Raw genomic sequence first — 12,608 nt, forward strand, 5'->3', positions numbered from 1 at the left:
AGTTAAAAAATTCCTTCATCTACAAAACTATAATATTTTGTTTCAGTTATAATCAAATGGTCTAAAACTTTAACATCTAAACTATCTCCTGCCACTTTTAATTTCTTTGTAATTTGTTTATCAGCATCACTTGGATCTAAATTTCCTGATGGATGATTATGGCACAAAATCAAGCTTGTAGCGCCACATTCAAAAGCTAATTTAAAAACAAGACGGACATCGACAATTGTACCCGTAATTCCTCCTTTGCTTAGTTGAGATTTTGAAATTACCTTGTTAGAATTATTCAGAAAAAGCACCCAAAATTCTTCATGCAACAATTCACCAATAATGGGCTGCATAATATCAAAAACTATTTTGCTAGAGGTAATCATTTCCATTTTAGCTGCATCTTCTGATCTTCTGCGGCGTCCTAATTCTAAAGCTGCTACAATTGCGATCGCTTTAGCCTCTCCTATTCCTTTAAATTTGGTCAATTGTACAATAGACATTTTTCCTAAAGCATTCAAATTTTTTGCATGAAGCAAAATTCTGCTGCTAAGGGCTACAGATGTCTCATTTCGGCTTCCGGAACCAATTAAAATAGCAATTAATTCAGCATTACTCAAAGCCTCCTTGCCTTTTAGCATTAATTTTTCGCGAGGACGATCTTCTTTTGACCACTCAGAAATTGGAAAATATGTAGCATCCATTGTTATACAGCATTAATTGTTTTGCTCATGCAAATACTATTTATCAATCCTACATAAGGTTCATAATTGTCAATAATTTCAAATCCCACTTTTTGATATAAACTTATTGCTTCAGTTTGTTTGTACAATGTTTCTAAAATCATAGATTGAAAACCTAGATTTTGTGCTTCTATTTCAAGTTCGTTTATTACTAATTGAGCCAATCCAAGACCTCGTGCTTTCGGCAAAACAAACATTCGTTTTAATTCGACCGTACTTTCATTATGTTTTTTAAAACAACCACTTGCAACTGGCTTTTCATCTAAATATATCAGAATAACATTAGGATTAAATTCTATTAAATTATTCCCCCAATACTCTTTTTTAAGTTCCGGATAACGTTCCCATAAAAAAGTATCGAATATTTTTATTAACGATATAAAATCCGGATTTTCACTCGTCGTTTTTACAACCTTTATTTTTGAATTCATTTTGCTCTATCTAAAAGGCTAATATATTTAAAAATAAGAAAAATCACTCATTTAGTTGTTACTATTTTATAATTAATTAATTTTAAAAAGCGAAATGACTATTAACCAAACTTATACCTTTATCAGAATGAAATGTATCCATAAAATAGCAATCTTCTTTTTACTTATTTCTTGCAATCAAAAAGATAAAGACAAGATTTTTACTGAAAACACTGCTTTAAAAACAAACAGTTTTGCAGAAAAGCTTTCAAATGCTGCCATTTCTATAATTGATCCTTCTATAGATTATGATCCGGCTTATTTTTCTATCGAATATCCAAACGGAGATGTTCCAAAAAATAAAGGTGTTTGCACAGATGTAATTATCCGATCTTATCGAAAATTAGGCATTGATTTACAAAAGGAAGTTCATGAAGATATGATTGCAAATTTTTCACAATATCCAAATTTTGAAAAGTGGGGAATGACAAAAACTGATACAAATATCGATCATAGAAGAGTGCCAAATCTTGAGGTTTTTCTTGAAAGAAAAGGAGAAAAATTAAAAGTAACCCAAAACCCGAATGATTACAAAACAGGAGAAATCGTGACATGGATGATTAACAATAAACTTCCACACATTGGGATTGTTACAAACAAAAAATCCTCTGACGGAAAACGAAATGTAATTGTACACAACGTTGGCAACGGACAAGTTTTACAAGATTGTTTATTCGAATATAAAATTACCGGACATTATAGATATTGGAATAACAACAAAATAAATTCCAAATTTTAAAAACTCAAATTCCAATTGAAACTTTAAGATTTAAATTAAAAAAAATGCCAATTACAAAACTGCAATTGGCACATTATCTCATCATCAAATTATCTAATTGACTAATTAATCAAACCTTTTACTTCATCAAAGTTTAAGCCTCCGTAATTCCCTGAACTCATCAATAACAAAGCAGAATTATCAAGATTCAAATTGAATAAATATTCTTTAAATTCCGTTGGATTGGTGTAAATGATTAAGTCTTTACGATTAAAAGCCGTAGCTATTTGCTCGTAAGTAACTTCTTCCAATTGTTTGATTTTTACAGCATCCGGCGAATAAAATACTACGGCAACATCTGCATATTCGAGCGCTCCTTCGTATTCTTTCAGGAATTCGGCATTTAAACTGCTATAAGTGTGTAATTCTAAACAAGCCACTAAAGTTCTGTTCGGGTATTGCTCTTTGACCGCTTTTGTAGTTGCAGCAACTTTACTTGGCGAATGTGCAAAATCTTTGTAGGCAACTTTACCTTTTCCTTCAGCAATTTTTTCTAATCGTTTAGATGCGCCTTTAAAACTTGCGATTGCTTCGTAGAAATCAGCTTCATCAACGCCCATGTTTTGGCAAATCCATTTTGCTCCCGCCAAATTATTTAAATTGTGTGCACCAAAAACTTCGATTGGCATATCACCTTCCGGAGTTTCTAATAAAGTTACTCCATCGCTTACGCTATATTTAGGAGTAGAATATGCCAGTTTACGAATTGGGTTTGTAGCGGCTTCAGCAACACGTTTTACTTCTGCATCATCTTCGTTATAAACCAGGATTCCGCCATTTGTAATTTTAGCAATGAAAATTTCAAATTGCTCAACATAATTTTCATATGTTGGAAACACATTGATATGATCCCAGGCAATTCCTGAAATTAAAGCAATATTAGGCTGATATAAATGAAATTTCGGTCGTCTGTCTATCGGGGAAGATAAATATTCATCACCTTCAAGAACCATAAAATCATTCTCTTCGGTAAGATGCACCATTGTATCAAAACCTTCTAATTGCGCGCCAACCATATAATCAACTTCAATATTATGATAATGCATAACGTGCAAAATCATCGAAGTGATGGTTGTTTTTCCGTGAGAACCTCCAATTACAACTCGCGTTTTGTTTTTAGATTGTTCGTATAAAAATTCCGGATACGAATAAATGGTAAGTCCTAATTCCTGCGCTTTCAGCAATTCAGGATTATCAGCTTTTGCATGCATTCCTAAAATTATGGCATCAATATCAGCAGTGATCTTTTCAGGAAACCAACCTAATTCAGCCGGTAAAATTCCTTTTTTTTCTAATCTTGATTTTGATGGTTCAAAAATAGCATCATCACTACCCGTTACCTGACATCCTTTGTTATGTAATGCTAATGCTAAATTGTGCATCGCACTTCCGCCTATGGCGATGAAATGTGTTTTCATTTAAAATTCCAATTTTTAAGTTCCAAATTCCAATTTTTGCAGGAATTCAATTTTGAAGCCATTTATTAAGCTTCAAACTTTCTTTTCAATTCTTGTGCCTTTTTTGGCTCTTTTAATTTGTTCAAATATAAATTATATAATTTTTGAAATGTGATTTTTGATTTGCCAATTTCGTTTGCTTTCAAATAATTTTTTTCTGCCAATGCATATCTTTTAAAATATTCATCAATTCTCCCTTTCGACAAATAACCATCAACGGGTGAAAATTGTGCTAATTCATTTGAATATGAAAGTGCTTTGGACTCACTCCCGCCTAAAATTCCGGGTAATAATAAATACAATTCTATCAAAGCCCATCTCGCCTGGATGTGTTTTGGATTTAAAGCAATCGTTTTTTCAAATGCTTGTTTCATATCATCAACCATTCCAAAAGCTTTAAACTTATTAACCTCCATGGCTCTCATTCCCAAACAACCGCCATATTTATAAAAATATTCAGCTTCGGTAGGTTTTAATTCTTTTAACTTTTTGAAATATTCAGCTCCTTTTACCCATGATTTATGTATGGCGGCAATTTCTCCCAAGTATTCAATTGTTTTTATATCAGAAGGCTTTGTTTTTAAAACATTTTCAAAAACAACTTTAGCTTCATCATACTTTTTTGCATGAAATAATTTTTCGCCTTTTTCAAAATTCGATTGTGACCAAATACAAATTGGAACAAATAAAAACAGAAACAGCAGCTTTTTCATATCTCAAAAATAAGAATTAAAAACAAGAAACCCGACAGATTTTAAAAACCTGTCGGGTTAAACTATAAATACAAATTGAATTATTTTACAATAGTCAATTCATCAATAATATTTTTAGCGCCTGCATATTTGTCTATAATCCAAAGTACGTAACGAATATCTACGTTAATTGTTCTTTGTAATTTAGGATCAAAAATAACATCTCCAGCCATAGCTTCAATATTTCCATCAAAAGCAATTCCTATTAATTCCCCTTTTCCGTTAAGAACGGGTGAACCGGAATTCCCTCCTGTAATATCATTGTCAGTTAAGAAATTGATTGGCATATAACCATCCTTATCTGCATATTGACCATAATCTTTCGCTTTGTTCAACTCTAATAAACGAGCCGGCAAATCAAATTCCTGATCTCCTGCTTTATACTTTTTCACCATACTTTCCATGGTTGTATAATTGTTTATTTTAGCATCATTGCGCGTGTCAGCAGGCAAAGCACGAACTTTTCCGTAAGTCAATCTCAACGTTGAGTTTGCATCCGGATATTTGATAGTATTTAATTTTGATTCTCTTAAACCTTCCACTAATTCACGGTAAGCAGTTGCAAAACCATCATCAGATTTTAATTGATCATCTGTTTTAAAACGAAATTTTGTTGTCAAATCATTAGAGATAATATACAAAGGATCGTGAACAATTGCCAACGGTTTAGGGTCAGCCATAAATGCCAACACTTTTTCTTTGGTCGTAAAATAACTTGTTTCTGTTGCTTTTGTTACATCTGCAGTAAAATCACCATTATTTGCTGATTTCATTTTAGCAATTTGTGTAGCTAAACCATATTCAGCTCCTTTTGCAGCGTATAAATTCAATTGTGCCGTTAAAACATCTTTTTCAAGCGGAGCATAAAATTCACCGTAAATATTATCAATTAATGCATTGATCTTAGGTAACATTTCTGCTTTTTTAGCATCATTTTCTTTATAATAAGCAATTAATGCATTTCCTAAATTTGCTGTTCCGGATGCATATGCCGAAGTACGCAAAAGTTGGCTTAGATAATTATCGTGAGTCGCTTTTAAATTTGTCGATCTGTAATAATCATTAATAGTAGGAATTACATTTTCATACTTCTCCTTATTAGCCGGTTTATTTGCCCATTCGTAGAATTTATCTTCCTGTTCAGATTTAACATCTACGGTTCCTGCTTTTGTTAAAGCATCGATCATTCCCTGACGGTTTTTCCAGTAATTTGCTGTCGAAGCATATTTAGATGCATATTGCAAACGAACTGTTGCATCTTTATCCATATACTTTTTCATTACATCCATTCCGGTTTTAGCACCTTCAACCCAAGCAGGATAAGCATATTTAATATTTTGTTCGATTCCACCAGCTGGCATCCAACGGTTTGTTCTTCCCGGATATCCTAAAATCATCGCAAAATCATTTTCTTTTACACCTTTAATACTTACAGGTAAGTAATGTTTAGGCTGCAAAGGCACATTATCTTTAGAATATGTTGCAGGATTTCCCGCCTTATCAGCGTAAACTCTAAACATCGAGAAATCTCCAGTTTGACGAGGCCATTCCCAGTTATCTGTATCTCCACCAAATTTACCAACACTTTCAGGTGGCGTTCCCACTAAACGAACGTCTGTGTAATCCTGATATACGAAATAGTAATATTCATTTCCCTGAAAGAAAGGACGAACAGAAACGGTGTATTTTCCACCTTCATTATTTTCTTTTTCAATCAAATTGATTTCTTGCTGAATAACTGCATTTCTTTCCGTTTCAGTCATTGTATCATTTACTTTTGATAAAATTCTTTTAGAAACATCGTCCATACGAACAAAGAAACGTACATATAATGATTTTGGTTTCATTTCGGCAGTTCTTTCTTTTGCCCAAAAACCATCTTTTAAATAATTTTTTTCTGCTGTAGAAAGTTCTGCAATTGCATTATATCCACAATGATGATTTGTTAAAACCAATCCATCTTTTGAAACGATTTCAGCAGTACAACCTCCGTTAAATTGTACGATTGCATCTTTTAAACTATGATGGTTGATACTGTAAATTTCTTCGGCTGTTAATTGCAAGCCCATTTTTTCCATATCTCTATGGTTTAATCTTTCGATAAACATCAAGAACCACATTCCTTCATCAGCTTTTACAGGAAAAGCCATTAGGCACATGGTCAAGAATAAAACTACTTTTTTCATGTTATTTTGTTTAAGTGATGCGAATATAATTCATTTTCACAATAAAAAACAACTTAGAACAGCAATACCGAAATTCAAGATGCGTATTTTAGTACAATTTTGCGAAATTCATAATTTTAAAAAGAAAGAAAATATGTACTATATACAATTTCTTACTTTATGGAACTCTTAAAATTCAAAGTAAAACCCAATATATTTACTAATATTTCAATTAAATTGTAAAAATAAACTTTCATTATTTAAATTTTAAAATAAATTATTTCTTACAAAATATTTTATATATGTTTGCCTTAATTATTTAATTTAAAGAAATGAAAAAATTATTACTAGGTGTAATATTGCTGGTTGCAACTATTACAAATGCTCAAAAAGGGTCGATATTATTAGGTGGAAATGTTGGATTTGCTTCAGAAAAAATTGGAGATTCGAAATCAACTAGTTTTGAATTTTCTCCAAAAGTAGGTTACCAATTCACAGACAACTGGACGGCTGGAATTGAAGGAGCTATTGGAACTATAGACGTTAAGGGATTTGAAAAAACTGAAAATTATAAAATTGGAGGTTTTGTACGTTACTCCACTCCACTTTCTGAAACATTTGCCTTTTATACAGATTTAGGGGCTGGTTATCAAAACACTTCGCTAAACCATGCAAAAGGAATGTATATAAATCTTACTCCGGCATTATTCATTAATATGAAAAGAGGATTTGGTTTAAACTTTTCTATAGGAGGAATCAACTACGATAATCTTGATGGTAAAAATGATCCAAGACAAGAACGTATAGGATTTGATTTTGGAAAGACATTGAACATAGGAGTTTCTAAAAATTTCGGACTATAATAATTAGTTTTAACTGAAGATTAATCTGAAATATTTTTTGTTTTTTCGCGTACAAAAACAAAAAACCCGACAATTTTAAAATCTGTCGGGTTTTCTATTTTGAAAATATTGTTTTACTAATCGTTCAGCATTTTCCAAAGTTTATCTTTTAGATCAGTTAATCCTTGTTGGGCAACTGATGAAATAAACATATATGGAATACCCTTGAAAGCAACATCAAGTTCTACTTTTAATTCGGCTTTAAGTTCGTCGTCCAGCATATCACATTTTGAGATTACTAATAAACGTTCTTTATCCAGCATTTCAGGATTGTATTTTGTTAACTCGTTAACTAAAATATCATATTCACCTTTAATGTCAGGTGTATCAACAGGAACTAAAAACAACAATGTTGAGTTACGTTCAATATGACGCAGGAAATAATGTCCAAGACCTTTTCCTTCAGCAGCACCTTCAATAATACCCGGAATATCTGCAATTACAAAAGATTGAAAATCTCTGTAAGCAACAATTCCTAAGTTTGGTTTTAAGGTTGTAAAAGGATAATCAGCAATTTTTGGTTTTGCCGAAGTCAATACAGATAATAAAGTTGATTTTCCAGCATTAGGAAAACCTACTAAACCAACATCTGCCAAAACTTTTAATTCCAAAATAACATCCATCTCTACTCCCGGTAAACCTGGTTGTGCGTATCTTGGTGTTTGATTGGTTGAACTTCTAAAGTGCCAGTTTCCTAATCCACCTTTTCCTCCTCTTGAAAGAATTTGTTTTTCACCGTCTTCAGTAATTTCGAATAAAGTTTCTCCGGTTTCTTTATCTTTTACAACAGTTCCTAAAGGCACTTCGATAAATTTATCATCTCCATCAGCACCTGTACTACGATCTCCACCTCCGTCACCACCGTGACCTGCTTTAATATGTCGTGCAAACTTTAAATGAAATAGTGTCCAAAGTCCTTTATTTCCAACTAAATATACGTGTCCACCGCGACCACCATCACCTCCGTCCGGGCCTCCTTTTTCAATAAATTTCTCTCTATGTAAATGTGTAGATCCTTTTCCTCCCTTTCCGGAAGAAACATATATCTTAACATAATCTACAAAATTTCCTTCTGTCATTGTTTTGAATTTCAGATTTCAGATTTTAGATTTTAGATTGCTCTAAATCGTATTACTAAATTCTATTGTTTTTAGTATTCTGTCTCAATCTCAGTTTTTAAGTGCAAACTGAGACTGAAAACTATTTTATTTTTACTCTTTTAGCGCTTTTACAAGCACTTTGTCAATCTTTACACCATCCATATCGATAACTTCTAACACAAATTTTTGCCAGATTAATTTTTCACCTTCTTTCGGGATATGAGAAAGCTCAGTCATAATCATTCCGCTTACGGTGTTTACTTCGTAATCATTTGTTAGTTCGTCTAACTCAAAATAAGTTAGGAAATCGTGTAATGAATAATGTCCGTCAACCAGCCACGAACCATCTTCTCTTTCTACTAATTTAAATTCATCTTTATAAAAATCAGATGCATCGCCAACTAGTGCTTCCAGAATATCATTTAATGTAATAATTCCCTGAAAAACGCCATATTCATCAGATACTAATGCATAATGAATGCCTGTTTTCTTGAAATTTTCAAGTGCTTTGTAAGCTGTTGTCTGCTCCATTAAATAAGGAGCTTCTATCATTATAGCGCCCAAATCAAAATGATCGCTTTCGATGTTTGCAAATATATTTTTCAGGGTTACGATTCCAACTATATCATCGTAATTGTCTCTGTAAACCGGATAAACGGTATGCAAATCCATTAAAACAAGTTCTTTTATTTTAGCTTTATCGGCATTAAAAGGCAACATGTCTACAGATTTACGGTGTGTCATTAACGAATTTACTTTTCTGTCGCCAATATGGAAAACGCGCTCCACGATGTCTTGTTCAATTTCCTGAACTTCTCCGCCTTCGGTTCCTTCTTTAATGATCGCCTTAATTTCTTCTTCGGTAACTTTACCATCTGCCGAAGGTTTTATTTGCAAAACATTCAATAAAAAATCTGTTGATGTTGTAAGCAGCCAAATAAATGGTGCGGTGATAATCGAAACAACTTTCATTGGTAATGCAACCGCTTTTGCAATGGCTTCCGGATAATTTAAACCAATTCTTTTTGGCAATAATTCTCCTAATACTAAGGAGAAAAATGTTAGAATTACAACTACAATCCCAACTGCAACTGAATGTGCGTATGGTTTTAAAACTGCAAATCCGCTAACAAAAATTTCTACATCTACTGTGATTTTATCACCACTGTAAATACCTGTCAAAATTCCAATTAAAGTAATTCCGATTTGTACGGTTGATAAAAACTTGTTTGGTGAATTAGCTAAGTCCAGTGCAATTTTCGCACTTTTATTTCCTTTTTTTGCGGCAGTTTCTAGTCTGTTTTTTCTTGCTGAAATAAGGGCAATTTCAGACATGGAGAAAACTCCGTTTAATAGTATTAGAAAAAATATTATTAGTATTTCCAATTTGAGGGTTATTCGTTATTTAATAGTTCGTTAATATAATTTGCGATTCCAATTTATTAAAGCCTCCCGATAACTATCGGGAGAAGAAAAAAGCCCGGAGCTAAAAAAACTAATTTTTCCTGCCAGAAAACAGCGACCGGAGGAAGCTCGTTTTATGGATAGAAAAATAGTTTTTTTAATCGAGTCCCGATAGCTATCGGGATTTCACGTACAGCTGGAAAAAGCTTCTACAAATTATCAATAACTGACGTTAATCGCTCTGTAATTTCTTCGATAGTTCCGATACCGTTTACGGCATGAAACTTATTTTGTTCTTTATAATATCCAATTAATGGAGCCGTTTTTTCATTGTATTCCTGATATCTCACACGAATTTTTTCTTCGTCCTGATCATCAACTCTCCCACTTGTTTTTCCTCTTTCTAACAAACGCGCTACTAAAATTTCATCATCAGCTTCTAATGCGATTGTTGCTGTAACACTTGACCCAATTGTTGGTAAAAATTTATCCAGAGCTTTTGCCTGATCTAAAGTTCTTGGATAACCATCGAACAAAAAACCATTTGTATCAGGATGTTTGTTTACCTCGTCAATTAACATTGCTGTTGTAACTTCGCAAGGAACCAACTCTCCATTGTCCATAAAAACCCTTGCTTTTTTACCTAAATCTGTATCATTTTTTAAATTGAAACGAAAAATATCTCCTGTTGAAAGATGAGTTAATTTGTATTTTTCTTTTAAAAATTCTGCCTGAGTTCCTTTTCCTGCTCCCGGCTTTCCAAATAAAACAATATTAATCATAATATGAGTGAGTGTTGTTACTTCTGTTTTTCATAAGAAGTTTTAAATGAATATAAGTTGTGTGTGTGTTTGTATTATTCTGCTAATTTATAAACTTCAGGCAAATTTCGTCCTAAACCATCGTAGTCTAATCCGTAACCAACAATGAATTTATTTGGAATTCTGATTCCGATATAATCTATTTTAATGTCTTTTTTGTATGCATCCGGTTTAAAAAACAAAGTAGCGACTTTGAAATGTTTTACATTTTGTTCTTTAAACATTTGTTTTAATTCTTCAAGCGTATTTCCGGTATCAATAATATCTTCAATTATAACTACTGTTCTGCCTGTCAAATCCTGATTAATGCCTATTAATTCTTTTACAGTATTTGTTGATTCAGTTCCTTCATAAGATGCCATTTTAATAAATGAAACCTCACAAGGGCTTTTGTATTTTTTCAAAAAATCAGCAACGACCATAAATGCCCCATTCAAAACGCCAATAAAAATTGGAGTATCATCTCCAAAATCATCCTCTACTTGTGCAACCATTTTAGTTAAAGCGAAATCAATTTCTTTAGCCGAAATAAACGGAACAAATTGTTTATCGTGAAGTTGTATCATTATTTTTATGTTTAAAATAATGGGCAAAGATACAGAATTACAACCAAACTGTAAGTATGAAAATAACCATGACACGTATTTTTTTAAGAATGTTAAATATCACTTAATATTTACAAATTTTTTCTAAATAAGTTTTTAGAATTTACTAAATTGTTGTTCTATAAATATTTAACTTAAACATAAATGAAAACTACCGCACAAATATTTTCACTATCCTTATTAGCTATAATCACATCCTGTAACGGACAGGTTAAAAAAGAAGAAAAAGAAGCGCTGGCAAAACAACCTAATATTACTGTAAAAACAGCAATTGGCGATCTGACTTTGCCTCCACCTTATGCATCAGAATCTAAAACAAATAATAGTAAGGTTATTAAATGGCCGGAAGGAAAAACGCCTACAGCACCAGAAGGATTTACAGTTACAAAATTTGCTGACGGTCTTGAAAATCCACGCTGGACTTATATTGCTCCAAACAATGATATTTTTGTCGTTGAAAGTGGAACAAGAACGAGTAAAAACCAAATTACTGTTTTTCGTGATAATGATAAAGACGGGAAATTTGAAACTCGTGAAGTTTTCCTAAAAGACCTTAATAAACCTTTTGGAATGTTAATTCTAAAAGACTTTTTTTATGTGGCAAATACGGATGGTTTATACCGATATCCTTATAAAAACAATCCTTTGAAATTAGAAACGCAGGGAACTAAAATCCTTGAACTTCCCGCTGGCGGATATAACAATCACTGGACGAGAAATATTATCGCGAATCAGGACGGATCTAAAATATATGTTTCTGTAGGTTCCGGAAGTAATGTTGGCGAAAATGGAATGGACAAAGAAGTGCGCCGTGCGGATATTTTAGAAATTAATCCTGATGGAACGGGCGAAAAAATTTATGCTGCGGGACTTAGAAATCCTGTTGGAATGGATTGGAATCCTGTAAACAAGGAACTTTGGACTGCTGTTAACGAGCGTGATGAATTAGGCGATGAATTAGTGCCTGATTATGTTACAAGTGTAAAAAGAGATGGATTTTACGGCTGGCCATATTCTTATTATGGAAATAATCTTGACCCAAGAATGAAAGGCGAACGCAAAGATCTTGCTGCCAAGTCTATTGTTCCTGATGTTCCGGTTGGTGCTCACACTGCTTCTTTAGGGTTGGCTTTCTATAACAAAGAAGCTTTCCCGGCAAAGTACAAAAACGGAATTTTCGTAGGACAACACGGTTCCTGGAATCGCGCTAAAATATCAGGTTATAAAGTAGTTTTTGTTCCTTTCGCAAACGGAAAACCTTCAGGAAAACCGGAAGACTTTTTAACCGGCTTTATTTCAAATGCTGATAAAGCCGAAGTTTATGGTCGTCCGGTTGCTGTAACGGTTATGAAAGATGGATCGCTGCTTGTAAATGACGATAGTGGGAATACGGTTTGGAAGGTTACTGCAAAATAAAATTCCA

12 protein-coding genes are annotated in these 12,608 nt (G+C 32.9%); 3 read left to right on the forward strand and 9 right to left on the reverse strand.

Annotation, left to right across the window (positions count from 1 at the left end; genetic code table 11):
• Positions 1-2: 2 nt before the first annotated feature.
• Positions 3-692: a RadC family protein gene (gene radC / locus KHA90_RS13285; RefSeq protein WP_213300828.1), complete on the reverse strand. Its 690-nt coding sequence runs from the start codon at positions 690-692 to the stop codon at positions 3-5.
• A 2-nt stretch (positions 693-694) separates the two neighbouring features.
• Entirely contained in the window at positions 695-1,162 is a 468-nt protein-coding gene (locus KHA90_RS13290; protein ID WP_213300831.1) for a GNAT family N-acetyltransferase, read from the reverse strand.
• A gap of 94 nt (positions 1,163-1,256) precedes the next feature.
• On the opposite strand from KHA90_RS13290, the gene KHA90_RS13295 reads away from it, so the two are divergent.
• Positions 1,257-1,940, forward strand: a complete 684-nt coding sequence (locus KHA90_RS13295; protein WP_244860324.1) for a DUF1287 domain-containing protein — start codon at positions 1,257-1,259, stop codon at positions 1,938-1,940.
• A 101-nt stretch (positions 1,941-2,041) separates the two neighbouring features.
• Here KHA90_RS13295 and KHA90_RS13300 read toward each other — a convergent pair whose 3' ends face one another.
• From KHA90_RS13300 to KHA90_RS13310, 3 genes are all read right to left on the reverse strand, one after another.
• The gene (locus KHA90_RS13300; protein WP_213300834.1) at positions 2,042-3,397 is read right to left on the reverse strand and encodes a UDP-N-acetylmuramate--L-alanine ligase; all 1,356 of its coding nucleotides are present in this window, start codon (positions 3,395-3,397) and stop codon (positions 2,042-2,044) included.
• Between the two features lie 65 nt (positions 3,398-3,462).
• Complete coding sequence (locus tag KHA90_RS13305) at positions 3,463-4,149, reverse strand: tetratricopeptide repeat protein (protein ID WP_213300837.1); 687 nt, start codon at positions 4,147-4,149, stop codon at positions 3,463-3,465.
• 80 nt (positions 4,150-4,229) lie between these two features.
• A complete protein-coding gene (locus KHA90_RS13310) occupies positions 4,230-6,374 on the reverse strand; it encodes a S46 family peptidase (RefSeq protein WP_213300839.1) in 2,145 nt (714 codons plus the stop codon).
• A gap of 311 nt (positions 6,375-6,685) precedes the next feature.
• On the opposite strand from KHA90_RS13310, the gene KHA90_RS13315 reads away from it, so the two are divergent.
• Entirely contained in the window at positions 6,686-7,216 is a 531-nt protein-coding gene (locus tag KHA90_RS13315; RefSeq protein ID WP_213300842.1) for an outer membrane beta-barrel protein, read from the forward strand.
• 116 nt (positions 7,217-7,332) lie between these two features.
• Here KHA90_RS13315 and obgE read toward each other — a convergent pair whose 3' ends face one another.
• From obgE to hpt, 4 genes are all read right to left on the reverse strand, one after another.
• Positions 7,333-8,334 (reverse strand): GTPase ObgE, encoded by a 1,002-nt coding sequence (obgE, locus tag KHA90_RS13320; RefSeq protein WP_213300844.1) that lies wholly within the window; start codon positions 8,332-8,334, stop codon positions 7,333-7,335.
• A 132-nt stretch (positions 8,335-8,466) separates the two neighbouring features.
• A complete protein-coding gene (locus KHA90_RS13325; protein WP_213300847.1) occupies positions 8,467-9,741 on the reverse strand; it encodes a hemolysin family protein in 1,275 nt (424 codons plus the stop codon).
• Between the two features lie 227 nt (positions 9,742-9,968).
• Positions 9,969-10,541 carry an adenylate kinase gene (locus KHA90_RS13330; protein WP_213300850.1) on the reverse strand — a complete coding sequence of 191 codons (573 nt, stop codon included), beginning with the start codon at positions 10,539-10,541 and terminating at the stop codon, positions 9,969-9,971.
• A gap of 74 nt (positions 10,542-10,615) precedes the next feature.
• Positions 10,616-11,146 carry a hypoxanthine phosphoribosyltransferase gene (hpt, locus tag KHA90_RS13335; protein WP_213300853.1) on the reverse strand — a complete coding sequence of 177 codons (531 nt, stop codon included), beginning with the start codon at positions 11,144-11,146 and terminating at the stop codon, positions 10,616-10,618.
• Positions 11,147-11,329: 183 nt separating this feature from the next.
• Here hpt and KHA90_RS13340 point away from each other — a divergent pair, with 183 nt between their 5' ends.
• Complete coding sequence (locus tag KHA90_RS13340; protein WP_213300855.1) at positions 11,330-12,601, forward strand: PQQ-dependent sugar dehydrogenase; 1,272 nt, start codon at positions 11,330-11,332, stop codon at positions 12,599-12,601.
• Positions 12,602-12,608 lie beyond the last annotated feature (7 nt).

The sequence above is a fragment of the Flavobacterium psychroterrae genome, from assembly GCF_018380615.1.
GTDB lineage: Bacteria > Bacteroidota > Bacteroidia > Flavobacteriales > Flavobacteriaceae > Flavobacterium > Flavobacterium psychroterrae.

Bases quoted from the DNA above. Each gene is read 5' to 3' on its own strand.
- KHA90_RS13290 (WP_213300831.1), bottom strand. From the start codon at position 1,162: ATGAATTCAAAAATAAAGGTTGTAAAAACGACGAGTGAAAATCCGGAT.
- KHA90_RS13305 (WP_213300837.1), bottom strand. From the start codon at position 4,149: ATGAAAAAGCTGCTGTTTCTGTTTTTATTTGTTCCAATTTGTATTTGG.
- KHA90_RS13330 (WP_213300850.1), bottom strand. From the start codon at position 10,541: ATGATTAATATTGTTTTATTTGGAAAGCCGGGAGCAGGAAAAGGAACT.
- obgE (WP_213300844.1), bottom strand. From the start codon at position 8,334: ATGACAGAAGGAAATTTTGTAGATTATGTTAAGATATATGTTTCTTCC.
- radC (WP_213300828.1), bottom strand. From the start codon at position 692: ATGGATGCTACATATTTTCCAATTTCTGAGTGGTCAAAAGAAGATCGT.
- KHA90_RS13315 (WP_213300842.1), top strand. From the start codon at position 6,686: ATGAAAAAATTATTACTAGGTGTAATATTGCTGGTTGCAACTATTACA.
- KHA90_RS13295 (WP_244860324.1), top strand. From the start codon at position 1,257: ATGACTATTAACCAAACTTATACCTTTATCAGAATGAAATGTATCCAT.
- hpt (WP_213300853.1), bottom strand. From the start codon at position 11,146: ATGATACAACTTCACGATAAACAATTTGTTCCGTTTATTTCGGCTAAA.
- KHA90_RS13300 (WP_213300834.1), bottom strand. From the start codon at position 3,397: ATGAAAACACATTTCATCGCCATAGGCGGAAGTGCGATGCACAATTTA.
- KHA90_RS13340 (WP_213300855.1), top strand. From the start codon at position 11,330: ATGAAAACTACCGCACAAATATTTTCACTATCCTTATTAGCTATAATC.
- KHA90_RS13310 (WP_213300839.1), bottom strand. From the start codon at position 6,374: ATGAAAAAAGTAGTTTTATTCTTGACCATGTGCCTAATGGCTTTTCCT.